This window comes from Halorubrum sp. GN11_10-6_MGM, from assembly GCF_005435165.1.
Classification (GTDB): domain Archaea; phylum Halobacteriota; class Halobacteria; order Halobacteriales; family Haloferacaceae; genus Halorubrum.
Map to the genome: position 1 here is coordinate 1 of NZ_SGUC01000077.1, position 1,155 is coordinate 1,155.

At 54.3% G+C, this 1,155-nt stretch carries 1 protein-coding gene; it reads left to right on the forward strand.

Annotated elements, in window-relative coordinates:
• Positions 1–809: 809 nt before the first annotated feature.
• On the forward strand, positions 810–1,155 hold a 346-nt coding region (tnpA, locus tag EXE46_RS16135), incomplete at its 3' end, for an IS200/IS605-like element ISHmu6 family transposase (RefSeq protein WP_137689355.1).

Here is a 1,155-nt window from a genome sequence, read left to right on the forward strand (position 1 = left end):
GAATGCTCCGACTCGGTGCCAGATCACATCTCCGTTCGTCCCTCGCTGCGGTTGCGGATGCTTTTCCATATCCCACTTCTGTTACCCATCACTTATTAATCTTTGATAGTTCTGGAACGAATTTATAGAACAGCTCGCAAGAGAGATCTTACGGCTGTTTCAGATAGAAATATGTCTGAAGAAGAGGATTTCAACAGAGCCTAGAATTTAACATGTAGCGGAGGTCTATTTCGTAGGAACAGTATCATCGTCACTCGTTAGCGAGAACGACTCGACAGCACTCGATCGCTGCTTCGATGTGGCGGTCGGCGACCATATCGCCCGTTTCGTCAGCTGACTCAAGCAGTGTAGCAACTTGCCGAACCCGTTTCTGTCTGGTTTGCGTGTCAAGATCGTCACTAGTAGCATCGCGGGCAACGGCTTCAGCCTCTCCGAGCCATCGGTTCGTCGCTGGCGGTACCGGGCGATCTGCGGTCGCGGTCAGATGGGTCGCGAGTGCGTCGACCGCAGCCCGCGGCTCGGTTGGGATATCTATTTCGTCCGCCATCGTCGGTGTATTGGCACCCACTGTGAAGAATTGTTGCGCCAAGCTACACTGGATACTTGTGAACGTTTCCAGCCGAGCGCGACGTTTTAGCTGAAAGTAGGCGCTAAGCCCCCTTCCTCAGCGAGCGACGACCGAACGGGAGGCGCGAGCAGGGAGGAGATACAGCGCCGCACGGTTCTCATACACTCTACGGTTGCAGGCCTACAGGCGCACACAGTCGCAACGTTTTTGCAGTAGGGTAGCATAATATTGGCCGAACCTAATGGAGTACGATCTCGACTCGGGTGCACACTCGACGTTTTCCCTGCACTACCACCTGATACTCACCACAAAGTATCGCCGCGGAGTGCTAACCGAGGAGCGAACCCAATTCATCCACGAGGTCATCAGCGGGTTCACGGACAACTACGGTGTCGAACTGACGAACCTCGACGGCGAGGACGACCACGTTCACATCCTGTTCCGAGCGAAACCAACTACGGACCTCGTGAAATTCATCAATACTGTCAAGGGCGCGACTGCCCGACGTATTCGGAACGAATACGAGGATGAACTGAAGACCGAACTGTGGGGCGAGTCGTTCTGGAACGACTCGTACTGCCTCATCT